At 34.2% G+C, this 11,304-nt stretch carries 15 protein-coding genes; 4 read left to right on the top strand and 11 right to left on the bottom strand.

From position 1 onward, the window contains the following. Positions 1 to 16 precede the first annotated feature (16 nt). Entirely contained in the window at positions 17 to 460 is a 444-nt protein-coding gene (gene hutP / locus AC0L8O_RS11080) for a hut operon transcriptional regulator HutP (RefSeq protein WP_473448105.1), read from the bottom strand. A gap of 175 nt (positions 461 to 635) precedes the next feature. Here hutP and ndk point away from each other — a divergent pair, with 175 nt between their 5' ends. Together ndk and glsA are read left to right on the top strand one after the other, a co-directional pair. Then, complete coding sequence (gene ndk / locus AC0L8O_RS11075) at positions 636 to 1,085, top strand: nucleoside-diphosphate kinase (protein WP_026562318.1); 450 nt, start codon at positions 636 to 638, stop codon at positions 1,083 to 1,085. A 73-nt stretch (positions 1,086 to 1,158) separates the two neighbouring features. Further along, entirely contained in the window at positions 1,159 to 2,088 is a 930-nt protein-coding gene (glsA, locus tag AC0L8O_RS11070; protein ID WP_473448104.1) for a glutaminase A, read from the top strand. Positions 2,089 to 2,133: 45 nt separating this feature from the next. Here the strand turns inward: glsA and AC0L8O_RS11065 are convergent, their stop codons facing one another. The 6 genes from AC0L8O_RS11065 to AC0L8O_RS11040 form a co-directional block, all read right to left on the bottom strand. Then, entirely contained in the window at positions 2,134 to 2,715 is a 582-nt protein-coding gene (locus AC0L8O_RS11065) for a YitT family protein (RefSeq protein WP_473448102.1), read from the bottom strand. Positions 2,716 to 2,804: 89 nt separating this feature from the next. Continuing rightward, positions 2,805 to 3,116 (bottom strand): hypothetical protein, encoded by a 312-nt coding sequence (locus tag AC0L8O_RS11060; RefSeq protein ID WP_473448100.1) that lies wholly within the window; start codon positions 3,114 to 3,116, stop codon positions 2,805 to 2,807. 119 nt (positions 3,117 to 3,235) lie between these two features. After that, positions 3,236 to 3,751, bottom strand: coding sequence for a hypothetical protein (locus AC0L8O_RS11055; RefSeq protein ID WP_473448098.1), 516 nt, complete (start codon positions 3,749 to 3,751; stop codon positions 3,236 to 3,238). 11 nt (positions 3,752 to 3,762) lie between these two features. Further along, positions 3,763 to 5,235 carry an FAD-binding oxidoreductase gene (locus AC0L8O_RS11050; RefSeq protein ID WP_473448096.1) on the bottom strand — a complete coding sequence of 491 codons (1,473 nt, stop codon included), beginning with the start codon at positions 5,233 to 5,235 and terminating at the stop codon, positions 3,763 to 3,765. Positions 5,236 to 5,421: 186 nt separating this feature from the next. Beyond that, the gene (locus AC0L8O_RS11045) at positions 5,422 to 5,715 is read right to left on the bottom strand and encodes a hypothetical protein (protein ID WP_034333151.1); all 294 of its coding nucleotides are present in this window, start codon (positions 5,713 to 5,715) and stop codon (positions 5,422 to 5,424) included. Positions 5,716 to 5,815: 100 nt separating this feature from the next. Beyond that, entirely contained in the window at positions 5,816 to 6,316 is a 501-nt protein-coding gene (locus AC0L8O_RS11040; RefSeq protein ID WP_473448094.1) for a GNAT family N-acetyltransferase, read from the bottom strand. 107 nt (positions 6,317 to 6,423) lie between these two features. On the opposite strand from AC0L8O_RS11040, the gene AC0L8O_RS11035 reads away from it, so the two are divergent. Next, complete coding sequence (locus AC0L8O_RS11035) at positions 6,424 to 7,263, top strand: hypothetical protein (protein ID WP_473448091.1); 840 nt, start codon at positions 6,424 to 6,426, stop codon at positions 7,261 to 7,263. A gap of 110 nt (positions 7,264 to 7,373) precedes the next feature. On the opposite strand, the gene AC0L8O_RS11030 is transcribed toward AC0L8O_RS11035, so the two are convergent. Beyond that, entirely contained in the window at positions 7,374 to 7,826 is a 453-nt protein-coding gene (locus AC0L8O_RS11030) for a GNAT family N-acetyltransferase (RefSeq protein ID WP_473448089.1), read from the bottom strand. 14 nt (positions 7,827 to 7,840) lie between these two features. Continuing rightward, positions 7,841 to 8,434 carry a histidine phosphatase family protein gene (locus tag AC0L8O_RS11025; protein ID WP_473448087.1) on the bottom strand — a complete coding sequence of 198 codons (594 nt, stop codon included), beginning with the start codon at positions 8,432 to 8,434 and terminating at the stop codon, positions 7,841 to 7,843. Positions 8,435 to 8,654: 220 nt separating this feature from the next. Between AC0L8O_RS11025 and AC0L8O_RS11020 the strand changes: the two genes are divergently transcribed. Continuing rightward, positions 8,655 to 9,608: a C40 family peptidase gene (locus AC0L8O_RS11020; protein ID WP_473448086.1), complete on the top strand. Its 954-nt coding sequence runs from the start codon at positions 8,655 to 8,657 to the stop codon at positions 9,606 to 9,608. A 53-nt stretch (positions 9,609 to 9,661) separates the two neighbouring features. On the opposite strand, the gene AC0L8O_RS11015 is transcribed toward AC0L8O_RS11020, so the two are convergent. Further along, positions 9,662 to 10,186 (bottom strand): DinB family protein, encoded by a 525-nt coding sequence (locus tag AC0L8O_RS11015; protein ID WP_473448084.1) that lies wholly within the window; start codon positions 10,184 to 10,186, stop codon positions 9,662 to 9,664. 135 nt (positions 10,187 to 10,321) lie between these two features. Continuing rightward, on the bottom strand, positions 10,322 to 10,858 hold the full coding sequence (locus AC0L8O_RS11010) for an HXXEE domain-containing protein (RefSeq protein ID WP_473448081.1): 537 nt from the start codon (positions 10,856 to 10,858) through the stop codon (positions 10,322 to 10,324). Positions 10,859 to 11,304 lie beyond the last annotated feature (446 nt).

Below are 11,304 nucleotides of genomic sequence, written 5' to 3'. Positions count from 1 at the left end.
TCACTTTGGGCTTTTTTCATATGTGGTTAATTCCAAGACCTATGGTTTCATGTTCTGATCCTTTGACAGGTGCGCCTATTGTTCCATAAAGAGAGACAGCAATCCAGTCACCCTCTTGTTCTTGATCATAAGGATTTCCTCGCAGAACAGCAAATGACAGTCCAACCGTTCTAAGAACTGATCCTAATTGAACCTGGCCACGGGTAACGCCGTGTAAGGCTTCCATTATTGCATGATATAAGGCGTGTGATTCACGGTAGATAGTAGATTCAATAATACCGTTCTTTTTAGCCGCTGTTTCGATCGCTGCCACTACTTTATGTGCATCCATTGAACCGACTTTACCAATACAGCCCTTCCAATTGTTTTCTTTGAGTTGATTTAACTGCACGTCGGGGTCTTCTGATAATAATAGGAGTATAGCTTTCCTCCCAATAAGGCGATCTTTACTTAATGCCATACAAACAACTCTTTCATCTGGATTCTTACCTGATAACTAATGTCTAACACCATTGTATGCCGTGAAAAAATGAATGATCACAATTATTTCGCTAAATGTTTAAGGGATGCTGCATATTGTCAATACTGTTTGCATGATTCTTAAAAAATGATTCAAGAGGTGGATAAAGATGGCGATGCAACGAACGTTTATTATGGTGAAACCAGATGGTGTCAAACGCGGGTTAATTGGGGAAATTGTGAAACGCTTTGAGCAAAAAGGATTTGTCTTACTTAATGCCGAGTTAATGACAATTGATCAATCAAAGGCAGAATATCATTATGAAGAGCACAAGGAAAAGCCATTCTTCGGAGAATTGGTTGATTTCATTACATCTTCCCCAGTCTTTGCTATGGTATGGGAAGGTGAAAATATAATTGATGTTTCCCGTACGATGATAGGTAAAACCAGTCCAACTGAAGCCCAACCTGGTACCATTCGCGGTGATTTTGCATTCAAAAAAGAGGAAAATGTGATTCATGGCTCGGATTCAATAGAAAGTGCAGAAAGAGAGATTGCAAACTTCTTTGATCCATTGCAACTTCGTTCTTCTGACCAAATGTTTAAAAATCGAAAATCAAGTTAATTAGAAATGTCTTTTGACTGCATGGACATGATTCCAGCAGCGAAAGACATTTTTACATTGAAGGTGATAATAAATGCTATGTCGGACAAGTGATGAATTACAACGGTATGTAGAAACATCAAAGGAATGGACAAAAAAAGGAAAAGTTGCAGATTATATTCCTGCGCTAGGTAAAGAAGATCCGGATGATCTATCTATAGCGATTCACTATCCAAGCGGAGAATGTGTGTCAGCGGGAGATATCAAAAAGAAATTCACTCTTCAAAGTATTTCAAAGGTGATAAGCCTTGCTTTTGTGTTAATGGACAAAGGAAAAGATTTTGTGTTTGATCGAGTAGGAATGGAACCGACAGGAGATCCATTTAATTCCATTGCGAAATTAGAAACGATGGCACCTGCAAAACCATTAAATCCGATGATAAATGCCGGTGCACTTGTTGTGACACATATGATCAATGGAGATTCTATTGAAGAAAGATTACAACGATTATTGTCATTTGTTCAGGATCTGACAAATGATCAATCGGTTACTTATAATAAAGAAGTGGCTCAATCAGAGTATGAAACAGCTGATTTAAATCGCTCCTTAATTTATTTCCTAAAGCAACATGGGATGATAGACGAAGATGTTGAACAATTAATTGACTTGTATTCCAAACAGTGTTCGATTGAAATGAATTGCTTGGACTTAGCGAGGATTGGGGCTGTTTTTGCTATGGATGGAGCTGATCCGCAGACGGGTAAGCAACTCATTCCCTCTGATGTTTCAAGAATATGTAAAACCTTCATGGTCACATGTGGAATGTACAATGCTTCAGGAGAATTTGCTATAAAAATTGGAATTCCTGCTAAAAGCGGAGTGTCCGGCGGTATCATGGGATCTGTTCCTGGAAGGTTCGGAATTGGAATATTTGGTCCTTCATTAGATGAAAAAGGAAATAGTATTGCGGGTATACGGTTATTGGAATTGTTATCTAAAGATTATCAACTAAGTATGTTTTGACAAAAATAGTGCCCTCCGTTTTCAGGAAGGGCTTTTTCTGCATATTTACATAGAATGACTGGATTTAGTTGAAATAAATGTTGTGGTTAATCCAACGGCAAGTATCGTTATACAGGATAATAGGAACGTTTCTCTTGAGATTAACAAGCCCCCAAGTAATATGACGATGCTATCAATAAAAAATATCAGGATTCCGACATTAATCCCTGTTTTTTCAAATAAAAATTGAGCAAGTAAATCTGTTCCCCCTGTACTTGTACCAATCCGAAGCATTAAACCGATTCCAAGACCTACAAATATCCCTCCAATTAGCGAGCTGATATAAGGAGCTAAATGAATAACACCTGAGAGCGGCTTCAACAAATCGATAAAAAAAGAAGATACAAGCATTCCATGTAAACTATTATAAAAATATTGACGATAATAAATCCATGCGATAAGAAATACAGGAATACTTAGGAAAATGACCATTAAACCTGCTTTTAGTCCTAATAAATAATGCAAAATTAACCCTATCCCTATAATTCCCCCATCTAATACTTTATACGGAGTTAAGAATAAGTTAATCCCTAATGACAGAAGGATACTGCCAAGAATGATCATGATACCGATTCTCACATACTTCATGTCTCTCCTCCGAAAATTGGACATGTTTTAGTTTATGAGATGATTCGGAATATTATTTAACTTGAATAGCAAGGTTTATTCTTTTTTAATTAAGTATCCCCTAAGAAATCAGTTATGTAGATGATCCCATATTTCCTTACTAAATAATTACTAAGGACACCTTGTGTTTGCTTTTCAACTGGAGGGTCTGTTAATGTATACGCTTTTGCATTTAATTTTTTATACTCTTTTTTATCCATTTCATTGTGGTATTTATCATCAACGATATCAGATGTGATAGCTTGAATTGGATAACCAATAAAAAAGACATATGTTCTTAAGGACATATGAGGAGTGGAATGAAGGATATAAATAATTATAATTAGAACGGTTAAGGGTATCCATGTTCTTTGTTTTTTCATGATTTGTTCCTCCTTCTACTTATTAATTATTTTACTAGACTTCCATTATTTAATTTGTGAACTTGTGCGAATCTTGATAATCCGTTGATGAATTTTTGTTTAAATAATTTGATTTATCGTTATCTTGTAAAGGCTCTTTGAATGATTCCTATAATCCCGCTTATAAGAAGAAAAACCCCAAAACATGTAAGAAAAGCAACTGGTGAGAGGATTTTTATAAAGGATAGCCCAATCATACATACACCAACTAGTAGGTAATGGTGAACAGCATGCAATTTGTAAGAAGTTTGTTCAACATGCCATGCACGGAAATATCCTTGTAAAAAACCTAATAGAACCTGAATCATCAGAGCAAAATAAGGGAGAACCTCCATTTGTACGTTTATAAAATAAATAGACACATAAATGATTCCCATCGCAAAATAGATAAATGATATTCCTAATAAGTGAAGATTCTTCTTAGAATGATAGACTCTGTATCCCCATGCAGCTGAAAAAGAGAACCCGGCAAAAAGCCATGCAAATAAAGTATAGGTGTAAGAAACTTCCTTCAACCAAATAATATAATAAGGGAAAATTACAACTTGTCCAACCGTTATAACGAGCGGAAAGTTTTCTGTTATCCTTCTTTTCAATTGAGCTCCCCTCATTTGAGATAGTGCTCATAAAACATATTTTGAAAAACACTATTAGGATCTCTGCGTCTTTTTTCTTCCTGGAAGTTCCTCCAGTTGGGATAGGCTGTCTGAAACTGTTCTTCTGTTTGATAAGGATAGTATGGAAGATAATACGTGCCACCATGTTTTATCGTTAGATCTGTCCATTTACGGATCATTTCTTTCGCCTCTTCTATGTCTTTATTCTCGACTCCATGTTGAATTAAGACAACAAATCCTAACATATCCTTAGTAGCATAGTGTAAACTTGTCACCTCTTCTTGAGCCGCATAACGGACAGTTATATTATGGATCTTAAAGTCTTCCTCGTGATCATCACTTGTAAGTAATGGCTTTAGTTCGGATATATATTCTTCGAAATTTTCCACTGGGATAAAGAACTCTTGAAGGACTTCAACTTGACCAGGCTTGGTAAACTCCATAAATGTTGATTCAGATCTCATAGCATTATTTCGGGTGATTGTATCATGATCAAGAGACTGAATAAACTGTTTTTGCATTTTCCAGAAAAGGTCTTCAAGCCATCCGCCCTGCCGGCCCATGTCTAAGGCTAATTTACTTAATTTTATCCCTGTTTCTTTTTTTAACGGTGTTTTATAATCTGTTTTCCCTGTATTTTTGTAATCAATCACATACATTTCATCTAAAAATGATGTTGGAGCAACACTAATTCTTGCATAATGCATAGCCGTTTCTCTTCCTTTAAGTATTGAGGTAAGATACGATTCATATTTGTCTGTTTTCATTTGTTTCGTATGAATCGTATAAATGTTATTGTCTGTTAATTCTAATGTTACATCAAGAATGATTCCGAATAGTCCATACCCACCGAAGACATATTTCATCCATTGCTCTTCATCACCACGAGATACAGTCTTGATTTCACCCGTAGGAGTAAGTAATGTCATTTCCTTAACGGTATCAGCCATTGACCCGAAGCGAATATCCCTTCCATGCGCATTAACAGACAAAGAGCCGCCGATTGTAAATATAGATTGAGATTGAGTTACTTTTAATGCTAATCCATAACGATTTACGGCTTCCTGAACATCTGCCCAAGTTGCACCTGCTTCAACCTTTACTGTTTTTTTCTTTTCGTTAATGTCCAAAATGGTATTCAGAGACTTCATGTCGATTAAAACACCATCTTTATAGTATGTATGACCACCTTGGGAGTGCTGCAAACCGGCAATTGAAACTTTTTCGCCCGTTACATTTGCTTGTTTAACGATTTTTTGCAGCTCATAACGAGTATCGTGTTTTTCTACTTTTGCTATTTTTTCAGGTAGTAAACCAGTATAGTCAGTAGTTAATAAATGTTGTTCAACACCATATTTTCGTTTCTCTACCGGGATGAACCACAGCATAATGATAATAAATATAATGACAATCATTCCTAGAAACCACGGTTTTTTGGACATTTCTTTAACTTGCGTTCGCATAGACTCTCCCTATAAGATGTGATAAAGAAGTTAAATCTTTTTTAAAAAACATCAGGATGTCTCTAAAGACAGTCATACTTCTTACTCTTTATAATGCAACCAAATACACCTTGAAGCAAGTAGAAATTTTCTGAATAAAAAACGACCTTAATACAATTATTAAGGTCAAAAATAACAAATTCTTTATTAGTAGTAAGGATAATAAGGATAGTATGGATAAGGATATCCATAATAAGGATAGGCTAAAGAACCAGCTAATAAGCCTCCTAATACTCCTCCTAAAAATGGAGCTCCCCAAAATGGTCGATAAAACCCGAAAGGTCTTCCGAAACCAAATCCAAAAGGTCTGCCAAATCCAAATCCGAAAGGTCTTCCGAAACCAAAACCAAATCTTCCAAACGGTCTACCAAAAATTCGTGTGTCATTTGGATCAATGATTTCATACTGATTTACTGTAGGTAGTTGATATTCATTTTGCATAGATGCATTCCTCCCTTATTTCATTATAAACTTATGCAAATTGGGTAGGAAATTCTTGGGTGAATACCTATATTGAAGAAAAAGACCTCGTTATAAAAACTCATTTTATAAATAAAACCATTAATTCATCATCAAAATAAGTGTCTTCTACTTTAAGCGCCCTTTTTTCAACTCCATACGTTACAAATCCTATTGACTGATAAAGCTGTTTGGCCGGAAGATTGCTTGCAGTTACCGTTAAGTAAATCTGTTCTATCCTCAACATTGATTTTGCCTTTTCAATAAGTTCCGTTACTATTTTTTTGCCGATACCAGCATTACGATAATCTTGATGAACATACACTGCAACGATCGTGGCTCGGTGAAGTATTTTCTTTTTGGTTTCAACGACTAAAGTGGCAATCCCAATAAGATCTTCTTCTATAAACGCACCGATTGTATGAGTGTATTCGGTATTTAGCTTTAATTTCGTTTGTTGAATCGGCATTTTTTCCTCTTCTTCATAACTTGAGCTAAAAGCTTCAGGATTATTTTGCAGTGCTTCCAATCTCAAGGATTTATATTTAGCTGAATCTAATCCAGTTAAGTATCTTATTTTCATAAAAGCTTTACCTCCTATGTTTTGGGACAGCTAATGTGATCATTCCTCATAATTTTTAAGAAATTACACATGATAACAATTATAAACCTTGAATAGTTGGTGATTTGATGCACTTCCAGGGTCGATTAAATAAAAGATCTGTTCCCTTTTTGCTTTTGGCATTGTTTCAAACTCTCTTTATATGCTTATTAAAAAAACGTAGATCTTCAAACACATGGATATTATTTTTTTTAAATATTGGAATGGCTTTTATTTTTGAATACATTGTTTTAAATGTGTTCAAAGCGTATACGTATAAACCAACATTGGTAAAAAAGAAGTATTTTGACAATGTTTTTGGAGCTATACTTTCTCAGGGGTTATACATACCGGTATCAGCTACATTTATTACTGTTTTTGGTAAGAAACTTAAATGGAAACTTGGCTTTACATTTTTCTATTATTGTATTGAACGGTTATTTATCTTTTTAAAGATATATAAAATAAACTGGTGGAAACCGATTTACACGGTCATTTTGTTACCTGTCTATTATTTGTTAAGTGACTTTTTTTATAAAGGGCTAGAACAACTAAAAATAATGGCAAAAAAACTTGCTCATTATTTAACAATTATGGTAATTGAAACAATTTTTATGTATGTATTGGCCTATAATGGACAAATACGTTTTGGAATAAAGCATTTATATTCAATACGTTTACACTTTATGATTGCTCCGGTATATTGTATATTTATGTCATTTATATCTACATCACTAGCAAAAGAAAAAGGGTTTTTTTTCCGAATTGTTCATCTTTTCAGTTACAAAGTAATAGATGTGATTTTAATTAAGACGGGTATCATGGCTTTGAATCGTCATTATTTCAAGTGGAGAATATTCTTCCAATCTTTCATGGTAGTTACTGCAAGGATTATTTATCTAAGAATATTTCGAAACGATAATCGATAACATAAACTGATGCCCTAGCAGTTTATTTAGCGATAAAATAACGTATATTGTATGACTTGTTGGAAAGATGGAAACCATTTTTCCATCTTCCGAATCTTGTAGTTCATTTTCTAAAGCTCCAGTCGTAAGATGATCATATCTCTACATTGAATGCCGTTTTCGATAATGATGTCAGAGTACTGTCGAATGAAAAAATCCTGATCGATTTCAATCATTCGAAAACCACATTTTTGATAAAAGGCCAATTGCCCTAGACTAGAGTTACCTGTGCCTACTTCTATTGCCTTGTATCCTTTGTTTCTGGCATGTTCAATTGAGTGAAAAAGAAGTATTTTACCTAAGCCCTGACCTTGAAAATCTTCTTTTATCACAATATTTTTTAATTCAATTGTATCTATCTTCTTTTCACATAACACATAGGATCCTATTACTTGATCTTTCATTTGTGCAATAAAGCACTCACCATTTTGTATATACTCCATAATTAATTGCTCTGATGGATCTGCTTGAAGTAATAAATTTATTGGTATTTGCTCGTCATTTTCTAATCGTCTAATTTTCATCTTTTCTCCCACTTTTATGTAATCTCTTTATTTGTTAAAACTAGATGCTTGGTACAATTAAACAAAGAACAGTTCCATCCAATCGTGTCCCTTTTTAACAAAGTAATGGAAGTATTTAATAAGGATTCTTCAAATGGTTCATTTGGAATAAGTTTTTTAATTATCTTTTTTAAAAAAGAACCGTGACTAACAATTAATATGTTTTCGTTTGGATGCTTTTCACAAATTTCATTAATGAATGCAATACCACGGGAAAGAACGCGATCATCTGATTCAATTTTTAAATCTAACTCTCGCCACCCACTTCCCCACTTTAAGATCCTTTCCTCTTCAGTGGTTCCTTCAATAAGTCCTCCAGCAATCTCACGAAGTCTTGAATCTAAGTGTACGGGTTTCATCATCTTTTCTGCAATGATGTTTGCGGTATGATGTGCCCTAAGAAGATCACTGGAATAGATGATATCCCAGTCTTCTGAAAGTAAGCGTTGTGCCAAACGTTTTGCATCTACAATTCCATCATTATTCAAAGGAATATCACACCAGCCTTGTGCTTTTCCTTCTTTATTCCATGGTGTACTCCCATGCCGTATAAAACCTATTTTCGTCATCTGCTATCAACGCCTTTCTACAAAATTGATCGCTTTCTACCAATATATTTTTCTACCAATATATTACTCACTTAAATGTATAGTTCATTTCTTTATTTAGCTGAAATGTGGAAAATTTCACCTGTTTTTCCAATATTTTTAAAGTATACGTTCGGAAACGTTCAAGTTATGATGTAATAGGTTTTATTACATGTCTTCAGACGATCAGGAGTGTGTTATATTGAAAAAGCAATTCATCATGGCGTTATCCTCCATAGGCATTTTAAGTGTTGGAATCTCAAACCAAGCCTCCGCACATGAACAAACTTATAAAGTTCAAGCTGGTGACTCATTATGGAAAATTTCCTCTTCTCATCATTTAACGGTCGAGCAAATCATACAGTATAATCATTTAACTTCTTCATCTATTTATATAGGACAGGAATTATCGTTGCTTGAACCCCATTCCCACGGTGGAAAACAAACAATAGATTCATATACAGTAAAATCAGGTGATTCATTATCATTAATTGCTAAAATCTACAGTACAACTGTTACAGAACTGAAATCTATTAATCACTTGAATTCTGACACTATTTATATTGGTCAAACATTAAAAGTTCCAAGTTCTTTTAAAATAGATTCAGTAGCTACACCTACTACTACTTCAACTCAAAGTTATACAGTCAGAGCTGGAGATACTTTATGGAAGATAGCTCTTTCGACTGGAGTATCAGTTACGCAATTAAAGGCATTAAATCATTTAACTAGTAATACAATTAAAGTCGGACAAGTTCTCAATTTAACGGAAAAACAAAGTCTACAACCTACTCTGAATGTAGATAAACTCATTACTGAAGCAAAGAAATACATTGGGGTTCCGTATGTATGGGCTGGTAATACTCCAAGCGGTTTTGATTGCTCAGGTTATTTAAAGTATATCTTTAATACACAAGGAGTTACAATTCCTCGTACTGTAGCGACAATTTGGGAAGCAACAACACCTGTTACTTCACCTAAAAAAGGTGATCTTGTGTTCTTCGCAACAACATCGCAAGGTCCAAGCCATGCCGGGATTTATTTAGGAGATTATAAATTTATCCATGCCGGCTCGTCAACAGGTGTTACAATCACAGATATGAATAATACCTATTGGAAACCCCGTTATTTAGGTGCTAGAAAAGTAAATATGTAGATTGCACGTAAAAATCATGAGAAACATTCCTTTCTCATGATTTTTAAATAACATTAATTTTTCAGAATACCCAAATATTCCTGCCATGGACCAACATCTTCTCTATATCTATTCGCCATTACTCTAACAACTTGTGATAAATGGGTTAGGTCGTGAACAGCCCAGGTTGAAATTAGTTCTCTAATCTTTACTTTTCCAAATGCAGGGTGATAACCAGTTTGCTCCAATTGTTTCTCTGTTGTTACTAAGCTCATTAACTTTTTTATGTTTTTATTCCGTATCACAATAAATTCATTTAATAGTTCGTCTATTTGTGGTTTGGTTGAGTTTTTTAAATGGGAATATCGATCAAATACTGGGAACGGTTGTTGTTCACCTTCCTGAAGAATAAATTCCAACCGTGGAATCCAATTGTGTTTTTCTGCTTCGATTAAGTGTTCAATTACTTCCTTTACATTCCATGTTCCTTCTCCTTCATTACATAGAACCCAACCATGTGATAAACCCTTAAGTAAACCAGATAATGTTACAGGTGTTCGTTCGAGAATATCGATCGCTTCATTCATCTTAAAGTTCATGCTATCACTCCTGTCGTCATTATTATTTACCTAGTTTTTTTAAATCTTTGTAAAAGGTGTGCATTGATAACCTGAAGGTATACATAAAGTTTTCACCTATTAAATATTTCTCTTTTTTATAAAATAATCGAAAGGTTAAGAAGGAATGAGCTTGTGAGCCAATTTATGTCCTAACAAAACAATCACTATGGTTATAACACCATAAGGGAAGGCGGCGACGAGCGTTGTTATTTCAACTATCTCCTCATCTAACAACCTATAAAATAAGTAAATGGAATAAGGAAAAGTGATCGTCACAGCTGTCCCGAGTCCAAGTGTATATACACCTAACAGAAATGATTGACCAATATGCATAAACACATGAAGAAGTAGGAAAAGGTTAAAACCAAGGAACAGTATATAATATTGATATTCTACAGCTAAATATGTCGATATGATGTAGAGTAAGAATTGGAATACAACAGGTAGAGTAAATTGTGCTGCAGTGATTTTTGACATATTTTGAAATGTTTTTTTGAAAAATCCCGGTACTTTTTGGGAAGCTTTCCTATAGTTCTTTTTAAACCATAATTCAACAAAAAGTATTTCTTCAAAGTCATGTAGGAGGAACATGATAGGGAATAACCACAAAAGTGTTTCCAGACTTATATGAGTATTTAGCCAGTCATACATTTTTTTGATATCCTTTTCTATAATATAAAATGATGATCATATTAAATTTTAATATGAATGGATTAAATTTACAATATTGATAGAAACTAGTTCTATTTAAATATTGAATTTTTACTAGAACTTGCTTAAAGTATAGGTGGTTATATTTGTCAAAAAGAACCAAGTGAGGAGAATGTCGGTGAGAAATGTTCTATGGGGCTTTTTATTATGGATAGCAGCGATTTTTCGGTTTTTTAGACATCACTTTTTGATACAGGGGCATAAACAAAGAGGAGCCTTTCTATTTAAAAGGCCCTCCTTTTGATCAAAATTTAGTAATAGGAAGAACAATCACGGTTCGGGTCACTTTTTTCTGCACAAGTAAAGCAATAAACTACTGAATTTTTTACAACTCCATTTAAAAAACCGTTTGTGCAGTAAATAATTTTTTTACATGTTAAACATTC

Source organism: Metabacillus sp. KJ11-3, from assembly GCF_055808295.1.
Note: the sequence above shows the minus strand (reverse complement) of the source record. Positions and strands in the feature narration are given on the sequence as shown.

Coding starts and splice junctions, on each gene's coding strand:
- glsA (WP_473448104.1), top strand. CDS start 1,159: ATGCTATGTCGGACAAGTGATGAATTACAACGGTATGTAGAAACATCA.
- AC0L8O_RS11050 (WP_473448096.1), bottom strand. CDS start 5,235: ATGCGAACGCAAGTTAAAGAAATGTCCAAAAAACCGTGGTTTCTAGGA.
- AC0L8O_RS11015 (WP_473448084.1), bottom strand. CDS start 10,186: ATGAACTTTAAGATGAATGAAGCGATCGATATTCTCGAACGAACACCT.
- AC0L8O_RS11065 (WP_473448102.1), bottom strand. CDS start 2,715: ATGAAGTATGTGAGAATCGGTATCATGATCATTCTTGGCAGTATCCTT.
- AC0L8O_RS11060 (WP_473448100.1), bottom strand. CDS start 3,116: ATGAAAAAACAAAGAACATGGATACCCTTAACCGTTCTAATTATAATT.
- AC0L8O_RS11045 (WP_034333151.1), bottom strand. CDS start 5,715: ATGCAAAATGAATATCAACTACCTACAGTAAATCAGTATGAAATCATT.
- AC0L8O_RS11040 (WP_473448094.1), bottom strand. CDS start 6,316: ATGAAAATAAGATACTTAACTGGATTAGATTCAGCTAAATATAAATCC.
- hutP (WP_473448105.1), bottom strand. CDS start 460: ATGGCATTAAGTAAAGATCGCCTTATTGGGAGGAAAGCTATACTCCTA.
- AC0L8O_RS11030 (WP_473448089.1), bottom strand. CDS start 7,826: ATGAAAATTAGACGATTAGAAAATGACGAGCAAATACCAATAAATTTA.
- AC0L8O_RS11035 (WP_473448091.1), top strand. CDS start 6,424: ATGCACTTCCAGGGTCGATTAAATAAAAGATCTGTTCCCTTTTTGCTT.
- AC0L8O_RS11025 (WP_473448087.1), bottom strand. CDS start 8,434: ATGACGAAAATAGGTTTTATACGGCATGGGAGTACACCATGGAATAAA.
- ndk (WP_026562318.1), top strand. CDS start 636: ATGCAACGAACGTTTATTATGGTGAAACCAGATGGTGTCAAACGCGGG.
- AC0L8O_RS11010 (WP_473448081.1), bottom strand. CDS start 10,858: ATGTATGACTGGCTAAATACTCATATAAGTCTGGAAACACTTTTGTGG.